Source organism: Micromonospora haikouensis, from assembly GCF_000876225.1.
Taxonomy (GTDB): domain Bacteria; phylum Actinomycetota; class Actinomycetes; order Mycobacteriales; family Micromonosporaceae; genus Micromonospora; species Micromonospora haikouensis.
Map to the genome: position 1 here is coordinate 2,309,887 of NZ_JXSX01000001.1, position 16,509 is coordinate 2,326,395.

Genomic DNA, 16,509 nt, shown 5'->3' on the forward strand with positions numbered 1-16,509 from the left:
TGCGCGCGGGCGCCTCAGCGGGCGTCGCGGGCGGGTTCAGGCCGGCGACGACGGGCCGGCATCGCGGGCGGCGAGGAGCGCGGCGGCCAGGCGTACCGGGTCGCGGGTGCTGACCACCCAGAACGGGGTGGGGTCGGCCGGGTCGTCCAACACCACCTGCACCGCCCCGGCGATCCAGGGGCGTTGCACCACGAACGCGAGCGGGTCCGCCCCGACGCCGAGCACCTCGCGGCGGCCGGCGGCGTCCAACGGGACGGCGTCGGCCACGAAGCGCACGGGCAGGCGGGCGTCGTCCACCCGCAGCTCGCCGTCGGCCACGGCGACCCGGACGCGGCCCAGCCACCACAGGGCGGCCACCGTCGCCGGCAGCAGCACCACGAACGGCAGCCAGGCGCGCAGGCCGCCCGCGCCCAGCCACAGCTCCAGCGCGAGGAAGCCGCCGAGGGCCGGCCCGGCCAGCCAGAGCCACCACGGCAGGCTGAGCCGCTCCGTGTACGTGGTGGCGGTCGTGGCGGGCGTGGGGGCGGGCGATCGGCTCACTCCTGCCAGGGTACGGCGCGCGACGGCCCGTCGACCCGGCAGGATGACAGGGCACCCCGTGAACCGGACGGAAGAGGCAGACCGTGACCGACGACGTACCCGTGCCCGTGCGGCGGCTCGACCCGCAGCTGCCGCTGCCGGCGTACTCCCATCCCGGCGACGCCGGGGCGGACCTGGTGGCCGCCGCGGACGTGGAACTGCCCCCCGGCGGCCGGGCCCTGGTCCCGACCGGCCTGGCGATCGCCCTCCCGGAGGGGTACGTGGGTCTGGTGCACCCCCGGTCGGGCCTGGCGGCCAGGCTCGGCGTGACGGTGCTCAACGCGCCCGGTACGGTCGACGCCGGCTACCGGGGTGAGATCCTCGTCAACCTGATCAATCATGATCGGGAGACACCGGCGAAGATCGCCCGTGGCGATCGGATCGCGCAACTCGTTGTCCAGCGGGTGGCGCGGGCCGATTTCCGGCCGGTGGCCGAGCTGCCGCCGTCCCGGCGGGGCGTCGGCGGGCACGGCTCGACCGGCGGGCACGCCGGGCTCGTCCCGCCGCCGGCGGACCGGGCCGGCGGGCAGCCGGAAGAGGTGGCAGGGTGAGTGCGAACAGCGGAGGGTGGGTGCAGTGATCTTCTCCCGAAAGCGGGCCGGTGACGGTCGGCAGGCCCGTGACGAGCGGCCCGCCGAGGCCGTCGACGGCGCGACCGCCGAGGCGCCGGCGCGCGGCCCGTACGACGTCTCCGAGGCCCCCGACGGGGTGCAGCGGCTCGACCTGGGCAGCCTGCACATCCCGGCGGTGGCCGACGTGGAGGTGCGGGTGCAGGCCGACCCGGAGGGCGTGATCCAGCAGGTCGTGCTGGTGCACGGGCAGAGCGCCCTGCAGCTCGGCGTCTTCGCCGCGCCCCGCTCCGAGGGCATCTGGGACGAGGTGCGCGAGGAGATCCGGCAGTCGCTGTTCAACGACGGCGCGGCGGCCCAGGAGGTGCAGGGCGAGTACGGCCCGGAGCTGCACGCCCGGGTGCGCACCCCGGACGGCCTGACCGACCTGCGGTTCGTCGGGATCGACGGCCCGCGCTGGATGGTGCGCGGCGTCTACCAGGGCGCCGCCGCGACCGACCCGGCCGCCGCCGGCCCGCTGCGCGAGTGCCTGGACGGGCTGGTCGTCGACCGCGGTCAGGAGGCCAAGCCGGTGCGCGAGCCGCTGCCGCTGCGCCTGCCGCGCGAGGTCGCCGATCAGGCCGCCCCGCCCGTCGAGGCCTGAGCGGGGCACCGACCGGCCCACCGGGCCGGCCCGCCGTCGGCGTACCGTCGCCGGGCCGGCCCGGGGCGGGCCGCCGGTCCCGACCCCGCGCCGGCCGGCGTACGCTGGCAGGACGGCCTCGCCCACGCAGGCCGCACCGGTGCCGGCGCGGCCTGCCGGCGGAGGAGAGGTTGACGCGGTCATGACGACCGAGGAGGGCGGCCGGGTCTCGTTCCGGCGGCTGCTGCACCGGCTCACCGCGAGCGAGGCCGAGATCGAGGCGCAGGAGCTGCGCCGGGAGAGCGCCGAGTCCGGCGGCGTGCCGGCCCGGCAGTGCGCGCGGGGCCAGGTCGTCTGCGTCAACGGCCGGCTGCGCACGGTCGTCTACACCCCCCGGACGAACCTCCCCACCCTCGAAGCCGATCTATATGATGGCAGCGACGTGGTGACCCTGGTCTGGCTCGGGCGGCGGCACATCGCCGGCATCGAGCCGGGCCGGCACCTGACGGCCAGGGGCCGGGTGGCGGTGCGCGACGACCGCAAGGTCATCTACAACCCGTACTACGAGTTGGAGCCGCCGAAGTGACGACCCGCACGCCCCCGACGGGAGGGCCGCGATGACCACCGGAGCCCAGCGGGCGGCCGAGCCCGGCACCGGGCCGGAGGACGAGGCGCCGCTGCCGACCCTCGCCGAGCAGATGGCCGACCAGCTCGGCGGCTGGCGCGGGCTGGTCGAGTCGAGCATCCCGGTGGTCGTCTTCGTCGTCGCCAACGTCGTCGGCGAGCTGCGCCCCGCCGTCATCGCCTCGGTGTCCGTGGCGCTGCTCATCGCCGCGCTGCGGCTGGTCCAGCGCCGGCCGGTGCGGCACGCGGTCAACGGCCTGTTCGGCATCGGCATCGGCGCGGCCATCGCCTGGCGCACCGGCGACGAGCGTGACTTCTACCTCCCCGGCATCCTCTACGGCATCGGCTACGGGCTGGCCCTGCTGGTCTCGGCCGCGGTCAAGCAGCCTCTCGTGGGCTGGATCTGGTCGGTGCTGGTGGCCAAGGGGCGCTCCGAGTGGCGGGACGACCCGCGCCTCGTGCGGACCTTCACCCAGCTCACCGTCCTGTGGGGCGTGGTGTGGCTGGCCAAGGTCGGCGTGCAGGCCGGGCTCTACCTCGCCCACCAGGACACCGCGCTCGGCGTGGCCCGGCTGGCGCTGGGCTACCCGCCGTACGCGCTGCTGCTGCTGATCACGGTCTGGACGGTGCGCCGGGTGACGCGCGAGCGGGCGGCGGGGCAGGACCCGACGGCGGCCCCGGAGCCCCTGCCCGGCGGCTGATCCTGCCGGGCGGCGGCACCGGGCACCTGCGCCCGCCCGCACCGGCGGCGTCGCCCGGCCACCAGGCTCAGCCCGCGCCGCGGGTCCGCTCGATGCTGTCCGTGCCGAGGATCACCGCGCGGACGTCGTCCTCCACCTCCGCCGTGCACACGAAGATCAGCTCGTCGCCGGCCTCGATCGGGTCGTCCGGGCTGGGCACCAGCACCCGCTTGCCGCGCAGGATGGCCACCAGGGCGGCGTCGCGGGGGATCGGCACGGCGTGGATCGGCTGCCCCACGTACGGCGCGGTCGGCGGCAGGGTGATCTCCACCAGGTTCGCCTCGCCCTGCCGGAACGTCATCAGCCGCACCAGGTCGCCGACGGTCACTGCCTCCTCGACCAGGGCCGCCATCACCCGCGGCTTGCTCACCGCGACGTCGACGCCCCACTGCTCGGTGAACAGCCACTCGTTCTCGGCCCGGTTGACCCGGGCCACCACCCGGGGCACCGCGAACTCGGTCTTGGCCAGCAGCGACACCACCAGGTTGACCTTGTCGTCCCCGGTCGCCGCGACCACCACGTCGCAGCCGGCGACGTTGGCCTCCTCCAGGCTGGCCAGCTCGCAGGCGTCGGCGAGCACCCACTCGGCCGCCGGCACCCGGTCGGGCCGCAGCATCCGGGGCTGGCGCTCGATCAGCATCACCTGGTGGCCGTTGTCGATCAGCTCCTGCGCGATCGAGCGGCCCACGTTGCCGGCGCCGGCGATGGCGATCCGCATGCTCAGTGCGCTCCTTCCGGCGGGCTGCCCGCCACCGAGGTCGCCGACGCCACGATGTCGTCGGTGACCAGCATGAAGACCTGGTCGCCCTCCTGCACGGCGGTGGAGCCGGTGGGCAGGGTGCCGATGCCGAAGCGGATCAGGTACGCCACCCGCGCCCCGCTCGCCTCCTCCAGCGCCCGCAGCGGCCGGCCGATCCAGTCCTTGTGCACCGGCACCTCGACGATCGAGACGGTGCTGGTCGGATCGCGGAAGATCTCCACGTTGCCCTCGGGCACCAGGTGGCGCAGCATCCGGTCGGCCGTCCACCGCACGGTGGCCACGGTCGGGATGCCCAGCCGCTCGTAGACCTGGGCCCGGCGCTGGTCGTAGATGCGCGCGGCGACCCGGGAGACGCCGAACGTCTCGCGGGCCAGCCGGGCCGAGATGATGTTGGAGTTGTCGCCGCTGGAGACCGCCGCGAAGGCGTCGGCCCGCTCGATTCCGGCCTGCCGGAGCACCTCGCCGTCGAAGCCCGCGCCGGTCACCGTGATGCCCGCGAAGTCCGGGCTGAGCCGGCGGAACGCGTCGGCGTCCTGGTCGATCACCGCCACCGAGTGCCCCCGGGACTCCAGGCTCTGGGCCAGGGTCGACCCGACCCGGCCGCAGCCCATGATCACGACATGCACGTGTCCCTCCCAAGGTGCGCGCACCCGTCCGCCGTCGACCCCTCGACTGCGAGCCTGCCACGTCGGGGTTACCAGCGGGGGACGACGGTACCCCGCCCGGTCGAACCTCCCGCTCCGCCACCCCCGGGCGACCACGGAACCGTGGTCGTACCCTTAGCGCTTGTGGCCAGTCCCACCTCGCTGCTGAAGCGGCTGCTCGTCGGTCGACCGTTCCGGTCCGACCGGCTCCAGCACACCCTCCTGCCGAAGCGCATCGCGCTGCCGGTCTTCGCCTCCGACGCCCTCTCCAGCGTCGCGTACGCCCCCGACGAGATCCTGCTGACGCTCTCCATCGCGGGCGCGTCGGCGTTTCTCTTCTCGCCGTGGATCGCCCTCGCCGTGGTGGTGGTGATGCTCACGGTGGTGGCCAGCTACCGGCAGAACGTGCACGCCTACCCCTCCGGGGGCGGCGACTACGAGGTGGCGACCGTCAACCTCGGCCCCCGGGCCGGCCTCGCGGTGGCCAGCGCGCTGCTGGTCGACTACGTGCTCACCGTGGCCGTGTCGGTCTCCTCCGGCGTGGCCAACCTGGGGTCGGTGGTGCCGTTCGTGGCCACCCACAAGGTGCTCATCGCCGTCAGCGCGGTGGTGCTGCTCACCGCGATGAACCTGCGCGGCCTGCGCGAGTCCGGCACCGCGTTCGCCATCCCGACGTACGGCTTCGTGATCGTCATCGGCGGCATGATCGTCACCGGCCTGGTCCGGTACTTCGTGCTCGGCCACGACCTGCGCGCGCCCAGCGCCGGCCTGGAGATCCAGGCCGAGCACAGCGTCACCGGGTTCGCCCTGGTCTTCCTGCTGCTGCGGACCTTCTCCTCCGGCTGCGCCGCGCTCACCGGCGTGGAGGCGATCTCCAACGGGGTGCCCGCGTTCAAGGCCCCGAAGAGCCGCAACGCCGCCACCACCCTGCTGCTGCTCGGCACCATCGCGGTGAGCATGCTCGTCGGCATCATCTGGCTGGCCCGGCTCACCGGCCTCCAGTTCGTCGAGGACCCCGAGCTGCAGATCCTCTCCGGCCCCGACGGGTACGTGCAGAAGACCGTCACCGCCCAGCTCGGCGAGACGGTCTTCGGCTCCGGGTCGGTGCTGCTCTACGTGGTCGCCGGGATGACCGCGCTGATCCTCTTCCTCGCCGCCAACACCGCGTTCAACGGCTTCCCGGTGCTCGGCAGCATCCTCGCCCAGGACCGCTACCTGCCCCGGCAGCTGCACACCCGGGGCGACCGGCTGGCGTTCTCCAACGGCATCGTCTTCCTCGCCGTGGCCGCGATCGTGCTCATCGTCGGCTTCCAGGCCGAGGTGACGCGGCTCATCCAGCTCTACATCGTCGGCGTCTTCGTCTCGTTCACCCTCTCCCAGGCCGGCATGATCCGGCACTGGAACCGGCACCTGCGCACCGAGCGGGACCCGCAGGCCCGCCGCCGGATGATCCGGTCCCGGGCCATCAACGCCTTCGGCATGGTGATGACCGCCGCGGTGCTGGTCATCGTGCTGATCACCAAGTTCCTGCTCGGCGCGTGGATCGCCATCGCCGCGATGGCGGTGCTCTACGTGCTGATGCTGGCCATCCGGCGGCACTACGACCGGGTCGCCGCCGAGCTGGAGCCGACCGAGGTCCGGGGCGTGCTGCCCGCCCGCAACCACGCCATCGTGCTGGTCAGCAAGCTGCACCAGCCGACGCTGCGGGCCATCGCGTACGCCCGCGCCACCCGGCCGGACACGCTCACCGCGGTGACGGTGAACGTGGACGAGAAGGACACCCGGGACCTCCAGGCCGAATGGGAGCGGCGGGAGCTGCCGGTGCCGCTGACCGTGGTCGACTCGCCGTACCGGGAGATCACCCGGCCGATCCTCGACTTCGTGGCCAACACCCGCCGGGAGTCGCCGCGCGACGTGGTCACGGTCTTCATTCCCGAGTACGTCGTCGGACGCTGGTGGGAGAACCTGTTGCACAACCAGAGCGCGCTGCGCCTCAAGGGGCGGCTGCTGTTCGAGCCGGGTGTCATGGTCACCAGCGTGCCGTGGCAGCTCGCCTCCACCGCCGGCAAGAACCTCGACCGGCTCGACGCGACGCTGAGCCGGGGACCGGCACGCGGCCCCCGGGTCGCCCCGCGCAGCACCCTGCCCCCACCGGTGCCGCCGGTGGTCTCCGCCCCGCCCGGCGAGCACGGCCCGACCGAGGGGGACCGGCGATGACCCGGCCAAGCGTGGACGCCTCCCGCGCGGGTGCCGGACCGGCCGACGGCGAGCGGCGCGGGCTGGAGGAGGCCGAGCGGGTCGAGCTGACCGTCGACGCCGTCGCCCCCGGCGGGCACTGCGTGGCCCGGGTCGACGGGCAGGTGGTCTTCGTCCGGCACGCGCTGCCCGGCGAGCGGGTGGTGGCCGAGGTCACCGAGGTGCACCGCGGGTTCGTCCGCGCCGACGCGGTGACGGTGCTCGACGCCGCGCCGCAGCGGGTCGCGCCGCCCTGCCCGTACGCGAAACCGGGTCTGTGCGGCGGCTGCGACCTGCAGCACGTCGCGCCTGCGGCCCAGCTCGACTGGAAGGCCGCGGTGGTCCGCGAGCAGCTGCGCCGCCTCGCCGGTCTCGCCGACGCGGAGATCGACCGGCTCGGGGTCCGGGTCGCGGCGCTGCCCGGCGGGCCGCTCGGCTGGCGCTCCCGGGTCCGGTACGCGGTCGACGCCGCCGGCCGGGCCGGGCTGCTCAAGCACCGCTCGCACGAGGTGGTGCCGGTCGACCGCTGCCTCATCGCCCACCCGGCGATCCAGGCGTTGCCGGTGCTGGGGCGGCCCTGGCCGGCCGCCGAGGCGGTGGAGGCGGTCGCCTCCACCGGCGGCGACGTCACCGTCACCGCCCTGCCCCCCGACGGCTCCGTGGCCGTCCCGTCCATCGACGGCCCGCAGACCGTCCGGGAGGTGGCCGCCGGCCGGGAGTGGACGCTGCCGGCGTCCGGCTTCTGGCAGGTGCACCCGGCGGCGGCCGACACCCTGGTCGGCGCGGTGCTCGACCTGCTCGACCCGCAGCCGGGCGAGTCGGCCTGGGACCTCTACGGCGGGGCGGGGCTGTTCGCCGCCGCCGTGGCCGCCCGGGTCGGCCCGGCCGCCCGGGTCACCGTCGTCGAGTCCGCCGGCGAGGGCGTCGCCGCCGCCCGGGACAACCTGCGGGACCTGCCCGGGGTCGAGGTGGTGGCGGCCCGGGTGGAGACCGCCCTGGCCCGCCGCCGGATCACCGGCCCGGTGGACCTGGTGGTGCTGGACCCGCCGCGCAGCGGGGCGGGCGCGCGGGTGGTGCGGGACGTGGTCGCGGCCGGCCCGCGCGCCGTGGCGTACGTGGCCTGCGACCCGGCCGCCTTCGCCCGGGACGTGCGCACCTTCGCCGAGGCCGGCTGGGAGCTGGCGGCGCTGCGCGGCTTCGACCTGTTCCCGATGACCCAGCACGTCGAGCTGGTCGGCCTCCTGCGACCCGGTCGGTGACCGGCGCCCGGCGCTCGGCGCCGGGTGATTGCAGGGGGCCCTTCCTTTACCGAAAGCGTTGACAGGGGGCCCTTCCTACATGCGGATCGTGGGGTTGATGTCGGGGACGTCGTACGACGGGGTGGACGTCGTCGCCGCCGAGTTCGCCGTCGACGGGGACGACCTGCGGCTGCGGCCGCTCGGCCACGTCGGCCTCGATCACGACGAGGGGCTGCGGGCGCAGATCCAGGCCGTGCTGCCGCCGCACCCGACCACCATCGAGGCGGTCTGCCGGCTGGACAACCGGCTCGGCGAGGTGTTCGCCGACGCGGCGGCGCGCGGCGTGGAGCTGGCCGGCGGGCGGGTCGACGCGGTCGTCTCGCCGGGGCAGACCGTCTTCCACTGGGTCGACGGCGGCACCGTGCGCGGCACCCTCCAGCTCGGCGCGCCGGCCCGGGTGGCCGCGCGGGTGGGCGTACCGGTGCTGTCGGACCTGCGCGCCGCCGACGTCGCCGCGGGCGGGCAGGGCGCGCCCCTGGTGCCGGCGTTCGACGCGCTGCTGCTGGGCGGCCGGTCCGGCCCGCCCCGGGCGGCGCTCAACCTGGGCGGCATCGCCAACCTCACCGTCGTCGCCCCGGGCGCGCCGACCCTCGGGTACGACGTGGGCCCGGCCAACGCGCTGCTCGACGCGGCGGCCCGGCGGTTCCTCGGCCGCCCCTGCGACCTCGACGGGGCCCGGGCGGCGGCCGGCCGGGTGCACCCCGGGCTGCTGGAGCTGCTGCTCGCCGAGCCCTACTACGCCGCGCCGCCGCCCAAGTCCACCGGCAAGGAGCTGTTCCACGCCGGGTACCTCGACGACCGGCTCGCCGCGCTCGGCGAGCCCGTGGCCGCCGACGACGTGCTGGCCACGCTGACGGAGCTGACCGCCCGGACGGTGGCCGCCGCCTGCGACCGGCATCAGGTGGCCGAGGTGGTCGCCGCCGGGGGCGGGGTGCGCAACCGGACCCTGTGGGGCCGGCTGGCCGCCCTGGGCGCGGGCCGGTGGCGGCTGCGGACCAGCGACGAGCTGGGGGTGCCGGCCCAGGCCAAGGAGGCGTACGCGTTCGCCCTGCTCGGCTGGCTGTCCTGGCACGGCCTGCCGGGGGCGGTCCCGTCGGTGACCGGGGCCCGCGAGGCGGCCGTGCTGGGCTCCTGGACGCCGGCCGGGCCGGACCGGCACGCCCCGCCGGTCGCCCCGCCGCGACGGTTGGTGATCGTCTCCTGACTGCGCACCCGGTCAGCGGGGTCGTTCACCGGCCAGGCTGCGGACTACCGGGCGGCCGATAGACTCTTCGCTCATGAGTGCTGAAGAGGACACGGCCAACCACGGCCGGCTGCTGGCCACGGTGCGGGGTCCGCAGGACGTGAAGCGGATGACCGCCGAGCAGCTGGACATCCTCGCCGCCGAGATCCGTGACTTCCTGATCGCCAAGGTCTCCCGCACCGGCGGGCACGTCGGCCCCAACCTGGGTGTGGTGGAGCTGACACTGGCGATGCACCGGGTCTTCGACTCCCCCCGGGACCGGCTCCTGTTCGACACCGGCCACCAGGCGTACGTACACAAGATCCTCACCGGCCGGCAGGACGGCTTCGACAAGCTGCGCCAGCGCGGCGGCCTCTCGGGCTACCCGAGCCAGGCCGAGAGCGAGCACGACCTGATCGAGAACTCGCACGCCTCCACCGCCCTGTCCTACGCCGACGGGCTGGCCAAGGCGTACGCGCTGCGCGGCGAGTCGCGGTCGGTGGTGGCCGTCGTCGGCGACGGGGCGCTGACCGGCGGCATGTGCTGGGAGGCGCTGAACAACATCGCCACCTCCGGCAACCCCCTGGTGATCGTGGTCAACGACAACGGCCGGTCGTACGCGCCGACCATCGGCGGCCTCGCCGACCACCTGTCGTCGCTGCGGCTCAACCCCGGCTACGAGAAGGTCCTCGACACCGTCAAGGACGCCCTCGGCTCGACGCCGCTGGTCGGCCGCCCCATGTACGAGGTGCTGCACGCCGTCAAGAAGGGCATCAAGGACGCGGTCGCCCCGCAGGCCATGTTCGAGGACCTGGGCATCAAGTACGTCGGCCCGGTCGACGGCCACGACCTGGCGGCGGTCGAGTCGGCGCTGCGGGCGGCGAAGCACTTCGGCGGCCCGGTGATCGTGCACGCGGTGACCCGCAAGGGCTACGGCTACCGGCCGGCGGAGGAGGACGAGGCCGACTGCCTGCACGGCCCCGGCGGCGCGTTCGACGTGGAGACCGGCAAGCTGGTCGCCGCGCCGTCGGTGAAGTGGACGCACGTCTTCGCCGACGAGCTGGTCGCGATCGCCGACGCCCGGCCCGACGTGGTGGGCATCACCGCCGCGATGGCCGAGCCGACCGGGATCGCCAAGCTGGCCCGCAAGCACCCCGACCGGGTCTACGACGTCGGCATCGCCGAGCAGCACGCCGCCACCTCGGCGGCCGGGCTGGCCCTCGGTGGGCTGCACCCCGTGGTGGCGGTCTACGCGACGTTCCTCAACCGGGCGTTCGACCAGGTCCTGCTGGACGTGGCGATGCACCGGCTGCCGGTGACGTTCGTGCTGGACCGGGCCGGGATCACCGGCCCGGACGGGCCGAGTCACTACGGCATCTGGGACATGTCCGTCTTCGGGGTGGTGCCGGGCCTGCGCATCGCCGCCCCCCGGGACGCCGCGACGCTGCGCGAGGAGCTGCGCGAGGCGATCGCCGTGGACGACGGCCCCACCGTGGTGCGGTTCCCGACCGGCACCGTCGCCGCCGACCTGCCGGCCGTGCGCCGGGTCGGCCCGGTCGACGTGCTGGCCGAGGCGGACCGCGCCGACGTGCTGCTGGTCGCGGTCGGCTCGTTCGGCCACCTCGGCATGGAGGTCGCCGCCCGGGTCGCCGAGCAGGGCTACGGGGTGACCGTGGTCGACCCGCGCTGGGTGCGCCCGGTCCCCGCCGAGCTGGTCGAGCTGGCCGCCGGCCACCGGCTCGTCGTCACCGTCGAGGACGGCGTGCGCGTCGGCGGCGTCGGCGACGCCCTCGCCCAGGCGATGCGGGACGCCGACGTCCGGGTGCCGCTGCGGGACCTGGGGGTGCCGGCCGACTGGCACCCGCACGGCACCCGCGCGCAGATCCTCGCCGACCTGGGCCTCACCGCCCAGGACGTGGCCCGCGACGTCACCGGCTGGATCTCCCGCCTCGACGAGCAGCAGGCCGAGCCGGTCCGCCTGCCCAACTGAGTGCAAGGGGCCCCTTCTCGACGCCAGGCGTCGAGAAGGGGCCCCTTCTCCTCTGCCCGCCGTGGGGCCGCGTGTCGCGGCGGGGCCGCGTCGCCAACCGGCCCCGGCCGGGGGCGGGTTAGCGGCCGCCGACCGAGCGGTAGTAGGTCTTCTCCGCGCCGGCCAGGCTGAACGTCGCCTTGCTCGTCGGCTGCGGCACCACCACCAGCCCCGGCCGGTCGACCAGCCGGGGCGTGCCCGGGGGCACCGACAGCGACGTGTAGCGGTTGGCCCGCCAGCTCAGCACCACCAGCGGCTGCCCCGGCACCGGCAGCACGTACGCCTGCAGCGTGTTGGCCCGGTCGGCCGGCGAGAACACCGGGTCGCCGGCCGCCGGGCGGTAGACGACGGCCGTCATCGTCCCCGTGCCGGTCTCCCAGCTCAGCTGCTCCAGGTCGGCCGGGTCGCCCCCGCCGAGGGCCACCTCGCCGAGCGCGCGCACGCTCACCTTGCCCCTTGGCCACGACTCCGGCACGGCGCGGGGCGCGTCCCGGTCGCCGATGCGGCGCGGGATGCTGCCGAACGGGCCCCGCTCGTCGGCCAGCTCGCAGGTGTCCAGGTCGTCCAGCGCCCGCCGGCCCGAGCCCGTCTCGTCCCGCACCAGGGGGTAGCGGGGGTCCGTGGTGGCCGTACCCAGGTCGAGCAGGCGGTCGGCGGCCCGGCCGCGCGGCAGCGAGCTGGTGGCCCGCAGCGTCGCGGTCAGCGGCACCGCCTGGCAGGCCGGCACGTCCACCAGGTCGGTCAGCCCGTCGCGGGTGACCAGGGCCCGGCCCTTCGGGCCGAGCAGCCGCTCCACCCGCTCCGAGAGCAGGTAGCGACGCCCGGCGCTGGTCTGCACGGGCAGCACGTCGGAGTAGACGAGGTAGCCGGGGTCGGTGTATTCGCTGGCCCGGTCGACCACGTAGCGGTTGCCGTCGCGCTTCAGCTGCAGCAGCCAGGAGGCGCTCTCGCCGGGGACGTCGGCGGCCACCAGGGCCAGCGGCGTGCCGTCGGCCTCGCCGGACCACAGGATCCCCGAGGAGGGCAGGTGCGCCCGGTCGTCGACCGGCGTCCGCCAGGCCCGGACCGCGTCGGTCACCGCCGCCGTCGCCGCCGCGTCGCCGGCCAGGCTGCCCCGTGCCGGCCACACCCGCAGCGTGCCGTCCAGGCTGTCGTAGCCCACCGGGAGGGCGTCGGGCTTGCGGTCGGCGACCGGTCCGCAGGCCGTCGCGGTCAGCAGGAGGGCGAGCAGCGCGGTGGCCGTCCCGCCGTGCCGGCGCGCTGAAGCCACCTGTTACGCCCCCGATCGCGTCGCCGGTCGTGTTGCGCCCCACATGGTACGAGACGGCGGCCGGCCGCGAACCGGCACCTCGATCCCCGGCCGCGAGCCGCGCGCCGACCGCCCACAAGGGACGCAACGGTGATTGTCGGGCGCGGCCCCGCCTCCGGTAGACTCCGCCGACTGTGACTCCTGCCGAGCCCCTGACCGTCGAGCCTCCGACCGTCGAGCCCCCGGCCGGCGCGGAGCCCGCAGCCGCCCCGCCGCCCGCCGGAGCCCCGCAGCCCGCCGCCGCAGCCCCCTCCTCGACCGCGACCGCCGTGGCCCCGGCCGGATCCGCCGGGTCCCGCAGCCGGCGGCGCTGGCGGTGGACGCCCCGGCGGCGCGACCTCGCCGTCTACGGCCTCTTCCTGCTCGCCGCGCTCTGGGTGACCAGCCAGATCTGGGTCGACCCCGCCGGCCGGGTCGCCTCGCTCTACAGCAGCGACCCCGCCCAGGTGCAGTTCTTCCTCGCCCATTCCGTGCGGGTGGTGCTGCACGGCGAGTTCCCGTTCTACACCGACCAGTTCAACTACCCCGACGGGGTCAACCTGATGGCCAACACGGCCGTCCTGGCGCTGGGCATCCCGATGGTGCCGGTGACCCTGCTGTTCGGGCCCGCCGTCTCCTTTGTGGTGCTGGTCACCTGCGGCCTCGCCGGCACCGCCGCCGCCTGGTACCGGGTGCTGTCCCGGCACGTCGTGCGCAACCCGCTCGCCGCCGCCGTGGGCGGCTGGTTCTGCGGGTTCTCCCCGGCGATGCTCTCGCACGCCAACTGGCACCCGAACATCATCAGCCAGTTCCTGCTGCCGTTCATCGTCTGGCGGGTGCTGGTGATCACCCGCTCGAAGCGGCCGGTCCGCGACGGGGCGCTGCTGGCGCTGCTGGTCACCGTGCAGGCGTTCATCAACGAGGAGATCCTGCTCTTCACGGCGATGGCCTGCGGGGTGTTCCTGATCGCCGTGCTGGTGCAGCGGCCGGGGCTGTGGTCGTCCGCGTGGCGGCCCCTGGGCGTCGCCGTGGCGGTGTGCACCGTGCTGGCCGGGTCGCTGCTGGCGTACCCGCTCTACGTGCAGTTCGCCGGGCCGATGGCATACCACGGGCTCAGCGACGCCGTCCGCGACTACGGCAACGACATCGCCGCGTTCTTCGCCCCCGGCTCGCCCACCCTCGGCGGCAACGAACGCGCCAACGTCAACCTCGCGCCGAACTACTCGGAGGAGAACGCCTTCCTCGGCTGGAGCCTCGCCCTCATCGCCGTCGGCATCGTGCTCTGGCTGCGCCGCGAGCCGATCGTCCGCGCCCTCGCCGCGACCGGCGCGTTCTTCGCGCTGCTCTCCCTCGGCGAGCGGGTGTCCTGGTGGGACCGGGAGCTGTTCACCGGCCCCTGGGAGTTCCTGGTGCGGCTGCCGCTGCTCGACGCCGTCGTGCCCACCCGGTTCGGCATGATCACCACCGTGGTGGTGGGGGTGCTGCTCGCCGTGGCCGTCGAGCGGGTCTGGGCGCTGCGCACGGCCGAGGCCCGCACCATGCGTACCCTCGGGGTGGCCGCGCTGGTCATGGCGCTGCTGCCGATCGCGCCGATGCCGCTGAAGGTCACCTCCCGCCCGCCGGTGCCGAAGTTCATCACCGCCGACCGGTGGCGTGACTACGTCGGCCCCGACCAGACCCTCGTGCCGATCCCGGTGCCGAGCATGGGCAACACGCACGGGATGCGGTGGGCCGCCACCACCAACCTCGACTTCAAGATCCCGGGCGGCTACTTCCTCGCCCCGCGCAACGGCAACACCGGCGACCCGGGCCGGTTCGGCGGGCGGCCCAGCGGCGTCGGCGAGCTGCTGGAGGACGTGGCCAGCACCGGCCGCACCCCGAAGCTCGACGACCGCCAGCGCCGCCGCTCGCTGGACGAGCTGCGGCACTGGCGGGCCGCGATCCTGGTGCTCCCGGTCGGCCAGCACAACGCCGAGCCGCTGCGGCGTACCGTCGAGGACCTGGTCGGCCCGGCGCGCCGCGAGCTGGACGTCTGGGTCTGGGACGTGCGGACCCTGACCGGCCCGTCGGCCTGATGGCCGCGCCCGCCGCCGACGTCGCGCCGGGCGGGCGGCGGCAGCCGGGCCCGCCGCCGGTCGCCGTCCGGCCCCGGCGGGTACGCAGCGTCGACGCCGCCGTCGCCGCCGGCTACCTCGGCCTGGCGGTGCTGCTCACCAGCCGCCAGTGGGGCCGGCCCGACCGGCTGTTCCACCAGGACAACGACCAGATGTTGTTCGAGTGGATGCTCGCCCGGGCGGCCCGCGCGGTCACCGCCGGGGAGAACCCGCTGCACAGCGCGGCCCTGAACGCCCCGGACGGGGTGAACCTGATGGCCAACACGTCGGTGCTCGGGCTGGGTGTGCCGCTGGCCCCGGTGACGCTGCTGTTCGGCACGCAGGCGGCCTTCCTCGTGGCGGTCGTGGTCAGCCTGGCCGGCACCGCCACCGCCTGGTACGTCCTGCTGGCCCGCCGGCTGGTCGGCTCCCGCGTCGCCGCCGCCGTCGGCGGCCTCGTCTGCGGCTTCGCCCCCGGCATGGTGGCCCAGGCCGGGGCGCACCTGCACATGGCCGCCCAGTTCCTGGTGCCGCCGATCCTGGCGCTGGTGTTCCGGCCCGGCACCGACCGGGTCCGCCGGCACGGGGTGGCGCTCGGGCTGCTCGTGGCGTATCAGGTCTTCGTCGGCGAGGAACTGCTCGTCTTCCTGGCGCTCGCCGCCGGGGTGTTCGCCGTGGCGTACGCCCTCGCCGACCGGGCGGCGGCCCGCCGGCTGGCACCCGCCCTCCTCGGCCGGCTCGGCGTGGGCGCGCTGGTGGCGGGGGCGCTGCTGGCGTATCCGCTGTGGTTCCAGTTCCTCGGCCCGCAGCACTACCGGGGGATGCCCTTCCACGCGCGGGGCTTTCAGCTCGACGCGGCCTCGTTCACCGCGTCGGCCCGGCAGACGGTCCTCGGCGACGGGTACGTGCCCGGACTGCTCTCGCCGAACCCCACCGAGGAGAACTCGTTCTTCGGGCCGGGCCTGCTGGTGCTCGCCGTGGTGGTCGTGGTCTGGCTGTGGCGTCGGCCGCTGGTGCGGGCCCTCGCCGCCGTCGGGCTGCTCGCCGCGCTGTTCTCCCTCGGCGACACCGTGCGGGTCGACGGCGCGTCGACCGGGCTGCCCGGGCCGTACCGGCTGCTGGCCGGGGTGCCGCTGCTCGACCTCGTGGTGCCGGCCCGGTTCGCCCTGATCTGCGTGCCGGTGCTGGGGGTGCTGGTCGCCCTCTCGCTGGACCGGGCGCTCGCCCTGGGCTCCGGGGCGGCAACGGCCGGCGACCGGCCGGGGGTGCCGGTGCGGCTGCTCTGGGGCGGGGCCGTGGCCGCCGCGCTGCTCCCGCTGGCCCCCACGCCGATCCGGACCGTGCCGACGTGGCCGGTGCCGGCGTTCGTGGCCGACGGCGGCTGGCGGGCGTACGTGCCGGCCGGGCGGACCCTCGTGCCGGTGCCGCCGGTGACCGGCGCGGGGGTGAGCCCGGCGACGTTCTGGTCGGCCCGCACCGGGCTGGCCTTCACCGCGCCGGGCGGCTACTTCATCGGCCCGAGCGCCGCCGCCGACCCGACCGCACACTGGGGCGCGCCCGACCGCCCGACGGCGGCGCTGCTGCGCCGGGCGGCCGAGACCGGCGAGGTGCCGGTGGTGACCGACGCGGACCGCCGGCAGGCGGTGGCCGACCTGCGGCACTGGCGGGCGGCGGTGCTGGTGCAGGGCGGGCTGCACCGGGGCGAGGCGGTCCGCCGCACCGTCGACGCGCTCGTCGGCCCGGGGCGCGAGGTCGACGGCGCGTGGGTGTGGGACGTACGCCCCCTGGTCGGCTGACGCCGCTCCC

At 75.5% G+C, this 16,509-nt stretch carries 14 protein-coding genes; 10 read left to right on the forward strand and 4 right to left on the reverse strand.

The window, feature by feature from the left end; translation table 11 throughout:
- Positions 1 to 36: 36 nt before the first annotated feature.
- Positions 37 to 540: a DUF3093 domain-containing protein gene (locus tag TK50_RS10150; protein WP_043962513.1), complete on the reverse strand. Its 504-nt coding sequence runs from the start codon at positions 538 to 540 to the stop codon at positions 37 to 39.
- A gap of 83 nt (positions 541 to 623) precedes the next feature.
- On the opposite strand from TK50_RS10150, the gene dut reads away from it, so the two are divergent.
- From dut to TK50_RS10170, 4 genes are all read left to right on the forward strand, one after another.
- Positions 624 to 1,130 (forward strand): dUTP diphosphatase, encoded by a 507-nt coding sequence (gene dut, locus TK50_RS10155; RefSeq protein ID WP_043962514.1) that lies wholly within the window; start codon positions 624 to 626, stop codon positions 1,128 to 1,130.
- Between the two features lie 25 nt (positions 1,131 to 1,155).
- Positions 1,156 to 1,791, forward strand: a complete 636-nt coding sequence (locus tag TK50_RS10160; protein ID WP_043962515.1) for a DUF3710 domain-containing protein — start codon at positions 1,156 to 1,158, stop codon at positions 1,789 to 1,791.
- A 181-nt stretch (positions 1,792 to 1,972) separates the two neighbouring features.
- A complete protein-coding gene (locus TK50_RS10165) occupies positions 1,973 to 2,356 on the forward strand; it encodes an OB-fold nucleic acid binding domain-containing protein (protein WP_043962516.1) in 384 nt (127 codons plus the stop codon).
- A 31-nt stretch (positions 2,357 to 2,387) separates the two neighbouring features.
- Entirely contained in the window at positions 2,388 to 3,095 is a 708-nt protein-coding gene (locus TK50_RS10170; protein WP_043962517.1) for a DUF3159 domain-containing protein, read from the forward strand.
- 67 nt (positions 3,096 to 3,162) lie between these two features.
- Here the strand turns inward: TK50_RS10170 and TK50_RS10175 are convergent, their stop codons facing one another.
- On the reverse strand, positions 3,163 to 3,852 hold the full coding sequence (locus TK50_RS10175) for a potassium channel family protein (protein ID WP_043962518.1): 690 nt from the start codon (positions 3,850 to 3,852) through the stop codon (positions 3,163 to 3,165).
- Positions 3,853 to 3,854: 2 nt separating this feature from the next.
- Positions 3,855 to 4,520: a potassium channel family protein gene (locus TK50_RS10180; RefSeq protein ID WP_043962519.1), complete on the reverse strand. Its 666-nt coding sequence runs from the start codon at positions 4,518 to 4,520 to the stop codon at positions 3,855 to 3,857.
- Between the two features lie 162 nt (positions 4,521 to 4,682).
- Between TK50_RS10180 and TK50_RS10185 the strand changes: the two genes are divergently transcribed.
- From TK50_RS10185 to dxs, 4 genes are all read left to right on the forward strand, one after another.
- Positions 4,683 to 6,755 carry an APC family permease gene (locus tag TK50_RS10185; RefSeq protein ID WP_043962520.1) on the forward strand — a complete coding sequence of 691 codons (2,073 nt, stop codon included), beginning with the start codon at positions 4,683 to 4,685 and terminating at the stop codon, positions 6,753 to 6,755.
- Positions 6,752 to 8,032: a class I SAM-dependent RNA methyltransferase gene (locus tag TK50_RS10190; protein WP_082106239.1), complete on the forward strand. Its 1,281-nt coding sequence runs from the start codon at positions 6,752 to 6,754 to the stop codon at positions 8,030 to 8,032. Before TK50_RS10185 ends, TK50_RS10190 begins: the two co-directional genes overlap by 4 nt.
- A gap of 79 nt (positions 8,033 to 8,111) precedes the next feature.
- Positions 8,112 to 9,275, forward strand: coding sequence for an anhydro-N-acetylmuramic acid kinase (locus TK50_RS10195; RefSeq protein ID WP_043962521.1), 1,164 nt, complete (start codon positions 8,112 to 8,114; stop codon positions 9,273 to 9,275).
- A gap of 73 nt (positions 9,276 to 9,348) precedes the next feature.
- Positions 9,349 to 11,283: a 1-deoxy-D-xylulose-5-phosphate synthase gene (dxs, locus tag TK50_RS10200; RefSeq protein WP_043962522.1), complete on the forward strand. Its 1,935-nt coding sequence runs from the start codon at positions 9,349 to 9,351 to the stop codon at positions 11,281 to 11,283.
- Between the two features lie 118 nt (positions 11,284 to 11,401).
- Here the strand turns inward: dxs and TK50_RS10205 are convergent, their stop codons facing one another.
- Positions 11,402 to 12,592: a hypothetical protein gene (locus TK50_RS10205; RefSeq protein WP_043962523.1), complete on the reverse strand. Its 1,191-nt coding sequence runs from the start codon at positions 12,590 to 12,592 to the stop codon at positions 11,402 to 11,404.
- 173 nt (positions 12,593 to 12,765) lie between these two features.
- On the opposite strand from TK50_RS10205, the gene TK50_RS10210 reads away from it, so the two are divergent.
- Both TK50_RS10210 and TK50_RS10215 read left to right on the forward strand, forming a co-directional pair.
- Positions 12,766 to 14,685 carry a DUF6311 domain-containing protein gene (locus tag TK50_RS10210; protein WP_043962524.1) on the forward strand — a complete coding sequence of 640 codons (1,920 nt, stop codon included), beginning with the start codon at positions 12,766 to 12,768 and terminating at the stop codon, positions 14,683 to 14,685.
- Entirely contained in the window at positions 14,685 to 16,499 is a 1,815-nt protein-coding gene (locus TK50_RS10215; RefSeq protein WP_043962525.1) for a DUF6311 domain-containing protein, read from the forward strand. Before TK50_RS10210 ends, TK50_RS10215 begins: the two co-directional genes overlap by 1 nt.
- Positions 16,500 to 16,509: the final 10 nt, after the last annotated feature.